Here is a 7,025-nt window from a genome sequence, read left to right as displayed (position 1 = left end):
GTGTCAGTCCGGGTCGCGACCATAAGACCAGAACAGAGTAAATCTGTTAAGGCAGGTGCGGAACCCCGCAAGGGAAAGAAGCAGAAACCTAAATCGTGAGGTTTGGGAATCACCGTCCGTTTACGGCGGTGAGGATGTCAAAGATTCCGATCGTTTAGCTATGGATAAACTCATTGTTACATTAATTCTGCGCCAATCCCTGTCAACCCCAATCACCGATAGAATAGGGATGAAGTGTTAAGTAGCTTGAGTGTTTATGCAGTCTCCCGAACCGTTCGATACTAAATATACCCCAGAAGAAGTGGAAGTGGAAATTGAAACCGACGATTTTCCCCCCGTTGCTACCCCGGTTAGTTTCGCTGCCACTCTTGAAAAAGTTAAAACTTGGTACGGCAGCCTGTCCACACCAGCACAGGTAGTCGTGGCAGTGGCGGGGGTTTTTGTGGCTCTTTCAATTTTAACGGCGATTTTACGCCTAGTCAGCGCAGTTTTAAGCGCTTTAATCCTCGCCGCTATCGTTTATCTCATCTATCTTTACATCCTCAAACCGAAAGTTTAGTCGGCTATGCACATTTTCTATTCAATGTCAAGAGTTTAATTGATAAAAAAAATTTATGGAAGAAGCGGACACCAGAGATATCTTGGGGGAAAATGTGGCTAAGTTAGGACTGGCCCAGATCCAGCGTCATCTATTTCTCTGCTGCGATCAGACTAAGCCAAAATGCTGTGACAAGGAAGAAGGGTTAGAAGTGTGGGATTATTTAAAGAAGCGGTTAAGTGAATTAGAACTCGATCGCCCCAGTACCGACCGTCCAGGCTGTATTTTTCGCACTAAAGCCAACTGTTTGCGGGTTTGTAGCCAAGGCCCGATTTTATTAGTGTACCCGGAAGGAGTCTGGTATCGAAGGGTAAACAGGGAAGTGGTCGAAAGAATTATCCAAGAACACCTAATCGGTAATCAAATCGTCACAGAATATGCTTTTCTTCGCCACGATTTACCGGCAATTTCTCTGAACTGTCCAGGAGAAGAACCCGAAACAATAGAGGAAAACAGGGTTAAAACTAGCTGAAACACAATAAACCTCTTGTAAAAATCAAAAATTGTTGTTAGGGTGAGGAGTCAGGAGTCAGGAGTCAGTAGTCAGGAGAATTAAGAATGAATAATAATCAATTAAATGGTCTATTTACAGATTTTATGCAATTTATAGCGTTTCTGATTCACAAGAGGTACATTGCCGATCCTGAGCAGCTTAATCAGCAAAGGTTTAAGTGTGCCGCACATATGCGAGAACCGCTATAATCATTATTTTTGCCGTTTTTGAACCCTGAAAAATTAATTATGCAAGAGGTTTAATTAACTACACATATCTAACTACCTGTTGCCTCTTGCCTGTCGATCCTTTGTCCGTCTCCATTCCCCCAACCCTGCAGCCCGGAAAATACCGATGAAAGAGACCAACAAAGACAATAAACAACTTTTATTAATCGACGATGACCCGAATTTAATACTTTTGGTGAAAGATTATCTAGAGTTTCGTGGTTATAGGGTGACAACCGCAGAAAACGGTCGGGAGGCCCTAGAAATCCTCGAACGCGGGGCAAATACTGCCAAGGCAAGGGAAATGCCCGATATGATTATCTGTGATCTGATCATGCCGGAAATGGACGGTTATGCCTTCCTCGAAAAAATTCGTCAGGATAGTCGTTTTAGTGGCATTCCCGTGATTTTTCTCTCCCCTAACGCTCAAAGTCAGGACAAGGTAACAGGTTTAACCACCAGGGCCGATGTCTATATGGTCAAACCCTTTGAACCGGAAGAATTAGTGGCCCTGGTGGAGTCTTCCCTCACACAAGCGGGCCGGTTGCTGAAACGCAGCACCCGCATCCATTCCCCGGATGTCACTCCTCTTCAGGTTCCGGGTAATGTGGAATTAACCCCAACGGAATTAAAAGTAGTACAATTGGTCGCCCAAGGACTGGCTAATCGGGAAATCGCCGAAAAACTCAATGTTAGTCAACGGACAATCGAAAGTCATGTGTCGAATATGCTTCATAAAACCGGTCTTCATAATCGCACGGAATTGGCCCAATGGGCGATCAAAAGTAATAAGCTGTTGACTATCTAGAGCTTGCTGAAAAACTTTTTCAGCATACCCTCAATAGTCAACAGCTTATCAGGGGTTAGGTCAGGTGATTGTCAACTCACCTTTTTTTGGCATTAAAAATCCCTGAGATTGTCTTGGGCTGCTAGTTGCGATCGCTCTTTTTCCATGGACAATTCCGTTTCCAATTCTTGGCTGAGGAAATAGTTGAGGAAAGTTCGGATAATAGCGATGAGGGCGAGTTTTGCCAAGGCTTCTATAGTAGGTGTGACGGTAGTAGCCACGATGTCTCCACCTAACTGAAACTCTAGGGCTAAAGATAGCCAAGTACCAAAACGAATGCGAATTTGATTGAAGGAAAAAGGGGGAAGACTGCGACGGTGACGATTAGACTGCCAAGCTAATTGTAGGGTTTTAATTAATCCGATCACCACACAAGCGATCGAAAGACTTTCTAGGCAAAACTTGATGATTGCCACAGCAGAGATCAAGCCTGTTTCTAAAGCTGCTAAAAATTCCATACCCAACAGACACCCTCTTATGGGATTATCCGATAAACCAACCTACCATCTAAGGAAGTTTGTCCAATGGCAGTTAGAACAGGGTTCTCGCCTGTTCTAACCTCTGACTGACTTAAGCCGGTCTTCCCTCCACCACCTTATCGATTAAACCGTAGGCGACGGCTTCCTCGGCGGAGAGGAAATAATCGCGGTCAGTGTCTTTTTCGATGCGTTCAATGGTTTGTCCGGTGCGATTAGCCATAATTTCGTTTAATTGCTGGCGAATACGCAGGATTTCCTTAGCTTCAATGTCGATATCCGTCGCTTGCCGGCGCCCGGTTCCGCCCATGGGTTGGTGAATCATAATCCGCGCGTGGGGAAGGGCTAGACGCTTACCCGGACTACCAGAAGCCAGTAAAAATGCCCCCATAGAGGCCGCTAATCCCACACAAATAGTCACCACTTCCGCTTTGATGTACTGCATGGTGTCGTAGATGGCCATGCCGGCGGTAACGGAACCCCCCGGGGAGTTGATATAGAGATAGATGGGTTTAGTGGGGTCTTCCGAGTCGAGATAAAGCATTTGGGCCACAAGGGCATTGGCTAACCCGTCGGTGACTTCCTGCCCCAAAAAAAGAATGCGTTCCACCGAAAGACGGCTGTAAATGCTAATCCACTGTTCGTATTGGCTACCCGGCAGACGGTAGGGAACTTTTGGCACACCGATAGGCATAATTGGTAACAACTCCTGCTAATTTGTAATAAATCTTAACTAACTTGGGCGAGGGGTTTCGGTAGTTCCTTGCGACTTTCCAGAACGCGATCGATTAATCCGTAGTCTTTCGCCTGTTGTGGGGTGAGATAGAAGGTGCGATCCATATCTTTCGCCAGTTTTTCGGTGGTTTGACCCGTATTTTTCGAGAAAATCTCTAACATGGTCTGTTTGTTGGCGATTACCTCTTTGGCGCGAATCTGGATATCGGTGGCTTGTCCTTGGGCCCCGGTGCGATTTTGGTTGAGAACAATGGTAGCGTGGGGTAAGGAGGCACGAAAACCCTTGGTTCCCGCAGAAAGAATCATCGCTGCAGTTCCCATGGCCTGCCCGATACAGATAGTATGAACGGGAGGTTTAATGTAGTTGAGGGTGTCACAGATAGCGAAAGCTTCGGTTTCGTAGCCGATCGCGTCCCCCGTGTACCAGGATGTGCCGGTAGAGTTGATATAGAAGAAAATCGGTTTTTCGGGATCGTCAAATTGCAGGTAGAGCAGTTGAGCGATAATTAATTCCGTCACGTCCACCCCGACATTGCGCTTGACATCATCGGAGGAAAATAAGGGCAACCCCAGATAGACAATTCTCTCTTTGAGCAGGAGAGATTCCAAGTCCGGTGGTGGTGTCCGATAGGCTGCATCCCCATAATAGGCAGTTTGTACCGCTTTAATCACTGAGTTCATCGAGTTTTTCCGTCATACACAGTATCCTGCTTTTGATTTTAACGTAATCGGGTTGACCGATTGCGTGGGGGTATTTTTAGCTAGGTTCCTCCCCAAGAATCTCTCGGTGTGGGGTGTAGGGTGTGGGGTGTGGGGTGTAGGGTGTGGGGAGAATAAATAAAAATAATCTCCTGACTTGAAAATAGAAGCTGAAATAACGCAAATTCGTCAATCAGAATATTTTCATCTCTGGTGGTGAAAATTTTTTCATCAGGACTGACTCCTGACTCCTCAAAACAAAAACTTTGTACCTCACCATTAAGATAACTGCGATCAGACTCAAAATAGATGGACTCGCAGCATATTCTGTTCTTTTTGTCAAAAAAACTTTCTCTTTGCAACAAAACTACACAATTAATTGATCAACGCGTTGGGTTAAAAAAGGCTCTTTAACGGCCAGTTATTGCCGTTGCTGAATAGGTAAGTGTAGATTTAGCAAGGGGTTTCAGGATCACCAGACAACTAAAAACCCCAAAAAGCACAGAAAAAGCCATCATTTCATACTGCGAAATTATACCATAATCGCTGGAAGTATTGCAACCTCGTAAACAAATGAGAATTATTTTCAATAAATTCTTAAGAAAAGATAAATATTGCGAAGTGTAAATTTAAATATTCTCAACTATTAAAGCTTGTTTGATATAAAAAACTTATAAAAAGTTGTAATTTTTACTGACTGATTACTGATTACTGATTACTGATTACTGATCACTGATTACTGATCACTGACTGAGGGAAACTTTAAACAGGAGTGACAACTGCTGTCAAAGCCGCCGTAACCGCGTCCATCGGTTGATTACCGTCGATATGGTTAAGGGTCCCTTTTTGGCTGTAATAATCTAAAACGGGGGCAGTTTGGTCGATATAAACCTGTAGGCGACGGGAGATCGTTTCTTTAGTATCATCTTGACGACCGCGTTGCATGAGACGCTCAATTAAGACCGTATCTGCTACAGCCAAATTAACCACATAGGTGTAACTATCGGCCAATTCTTCCAGTAATGCGTCTAAAAAGCTCGCCTGTGTCACCGTGCGGGGAAACCCGTCAAGAATCCAACCCTTAGCACTGTCAGGCTGTTTTAAACGTTCCTGAATTAAACCTAATAACAATTCATCGGGGACTAATTCTCCCTTTTCCACATAAGCTTGTGCTTGCTGACCAAGTTCTGTCTTCTCTGTAATTGCTTGACGTAAAATTTCACCGGTAGAAATATGGGGAATCGTCAGAGATTCCGCTAATTTTGCCGCTTGGGTCCCTTTTCCCGATCCGGGCGGTCCCAAAAATATCACACCGATCCGTTTGCTCATGGATTAAATATAGGGTTTTAAGGGAAAAAACAACCAGTAACCGCTAAAAGGTCACTGGTTAACTATCTAACTACTGTTTAATCATGTCCTCATAGCGTTGAGACATGACATAGGTTTGAATTTGTTTCGCAGTATCGATCGCCACCCCCACCAGAATTAACAGGGAAGTTGCCCCCAAACCGCGAAAAGTGGTGACACCGGTGGCGCTTTCTACTACAGTCGGCACAGTAGCCACCAAACTTAAAAAGAGAGCGCCCAAAAGGGTGAGACGATTCAGCACCCCTTCCAGATAATTAGTAGTAGCGGTTCCCGGTCGAATCCCCGGAATACTGGCCCCCATTTTTTTCAGGTTTTGGGACATATCTTTGGGGTTAACGATCAGGGAAGCGTAGAAGAAACTAAAACCGAGAATTAGTAAGCTATAAAAAGCCACATAACCCCAACTATCGGGACGCAGGGCATTAACCAACTGGACTAAAACCTGACCGACCGGGTTATCCGTGGGTAAAGCTTGCACCAATTGGAAAGGTAACACCAACACTGCCGAGGCGAAAATAATCGGCATCACGCCCCCTTGATTGAGTCGTAGGGGTAGATAACTGGTTCTTTCCCGATAGAGACGACGACCGACCTGACGACGGGCAGAAACAATCGGAATCCGACGGGTTCCTTCCTGAACAAAAACAATGCCGATAATCATCACCAAGAAAACCAGCAAGAGAATCACCACTTGAGCGATCGCTTGTCGTCCACCCTGTTGAGCAAAAGTAATCGTATCACCGAGGGTTTTCGGTAAAACAGCGACAATATTCACAAAAATCAGCAAAGATGCTCCATTTCCCAGACCGCGTTCCGTAATCAGTTCCGAAATCCACATCACGAACATAGAACCGGCCACTAAAGCGAGAACCGTAGCAGCGATCGAGGGTAAAGTTCCGGCCACAACGCCGTTAGCCACCAATAAACCGAGAGTAATGCCGATACTTTGAATAATTGCCCAAAAAAAGGCAATATAACGGGTAATTTGGGCAATTTTTCGCCGTCCTGCTTCTCCTTCATTTTTCTGTAAATCTTCCAAAGAAGGAAGGGCAGCGGTGAGCAGTTGCACGATAATTGAGGCGTTGATATAGGGAAGAATGCCGAGGGCAAAAATCCCTAACGTCGATAATCCTCCCCCGGTAAACAGGTCAAGGATTCCCAACGCGGCGTTACTTTGAATAATTTCTGCTAATCTTGCCCGATCCAAACCGGGTATCGGTACAAACATCCCAAAACGGAGCAGAATCAGTAAACCCAATGTAACCAACAAGCGACCGCGTAAACCGGCCGCCTGTGCCATTTGCATAAACGTTTCCTGTGCCGTGGGAGCCTTATCACGACTGACGACCATTAACAGTTACCTCTAGTGCAGTTTTTTTATGGGAAAAAGTAATCGAGGGGGAAAACTTTCTCGATTTTTTTAAGATTTCCCCTGTCTTTATTTTGACATCCTCACCGCCGTAAACGGACGGTGATTCCCAAACCTCACGATTTAGGTTTCTGCTTCTTTCCCTTGCGGGGTTCCGCACCTGCCTTAACAGAGTAAATCTGTTCTGGTCTTATGGTCGCTCTACAGACTGAC

General features: G+C 45.2%; 9 protein-coding genes. 3 read left to right on the top strand and 6 right to left on the bottom strand.

Annotated features, from left to right (window positions below; genetic code table 11):
• The first annotated feature begins 256 nt into the window (after positions 1 to 256).
• The 3 genes from IM322_RS22085 to IM322_RS22075 all read left to right on the top strand — a co-directional run bounded on the left by IM322_RS22085 (position 257) and on the right by IM322_RS22075 (position 2,126).
• Positions 257 to 559 carry a hypothetical protein gene (locus IM322_RS22085; RefSeq protein ID WP_287677372.1) on the top strand — a complete coding sequence of 101 codons (303 nt, stop codon included), beginning with the start codon at positions 257 to 259 and terminating at the stop codon, positions 557 to 559.
• A 55-nt stretch (positions 560 to 614) separates the two neighbouring features.
• Complete coding sequence (locus IM322_RS22080; RefSeq protein ID WP_287677370.1) at positions 615 to 1,070, top strand: (2Fe-2S) ferredoxin domain-containing protein; 456 nt, start codon at positions 615 to 617, stop codon at positions 1,068 to 1,070.
• A gap of 375 nt (positions 1,071 to 1,445) precedes the next feature.
• A complete protein-coding gene (locus tag IM322_RS22075; RefSeq protein WP_287677368.1) occupies positions 1,446 to 2,126 on the top strand; it encodes a response regulator transcription factor in 681 nt (226 codons plus the stop codon).
• A 92-nt stretch (positions 2,127 to 2,218) separates the two neighbouring features.
• On the opposite strand, the gene IM322_RS22070 is transcribed toward IM322_RS22075, so the two are convergent.
• The 6 genes from IM322_RS22070 to secY all read right to left on the bottom strand — a co-directional run bounded on the left by IM322_RS22070 (position 2,219) and on the right by secY (position 6,794).
• The gene (locus IM322_RS22070) at positions 2,219 to 2,623 is read right to left on the bottom strand and encodes a DUF1622 domain-containing protein (protein ID WP_286825308.1); all 405 of its coding nucleotides are present in this window, start codon (positions 2,621 to 2,623) and stop codon (positions 2,219 to 2,221) included.
• Positions 2,624 to 2,735: 112 nt separating this feature from the next.
• Positions 2,736 to 3,335 (bottom strand): ATP-dependent Clp protease proteolytic subunit, encoded by a 600-nt coding sequence (locus IM322_RS22065; protein WP_002734165.1) that lies wholly within the window; start codon positions 3,333 to 3,335, stop codon positions 2,736 to 2,738.
• A 35-nt stretch (positions 3,336 to 3,370) separates the two neighbouring features.
• Positions 3,371 to 4,057 carry an ATP-dependent Clp protease proteolytic subunit gene (locus tag IM322_RS22060; protein ID WP_002746650.1) on the bottom strand — a complete coding sequence of 229 codons (687 nt, stop codon included), beginning with the start codon at positions 4,055 to 4,057 and terminating at the stop codon, positions 3,371 to 3,373.
• An 80-nt stretch (positions 4,058 to 4,137) separates the two neighbouring features.
• Entirely contained in the window at positions 4,138 to 4,440 is a 303-nt protein-coding gene (locus IM322_RS22055) for a hypothetical protein (protein ID WP_287677365.1), read from the bottom strand.
• A gap of 397 nt (positions 4,441 to 4,837) precedes the next feature.
• Positions 4,838 to 5,404: an adenylate kinase gene (locus tag IM322_RS22050; RefSeq protein WP_287677363.1), complete on the bottom strand. Its 567-nt coding sequence runs from the start codon at positions 5,402 to 5,404 to the stop codon at positions 4,838 to 4,840.
• Between the two features lie 70 nt (positions 5,405 to 5,474).
• On the bottom strand, positions 5,475 to 6,794 hold the full coding sequence (secY, locus tag IM322_RS22045) for a preprotein translocase subunit SecY (protein WP_287078896.1): 1,320 nt from the start codon (positions 6,792 to 6,794) through the stop codon (positions 5,475 to 5,477).
• Positions 6,795 to 7,025 lie beyond the last annotated feature (231 nt).

The sequence above is a fragment of the Microcystis sp. M109S1 genome, from assembly GCF_020247025.1.
GTDB lineage: Bacteria > Cyanobacteriota > Cyanobacteriia > Cyanobacteriales > Microcystaceae > Microcystis.
The sequence above is the reverse complement of the archived record's forward strand: the minus strand, read 5'-3'. Positions and strand labels throughout refer to the sequence as shown.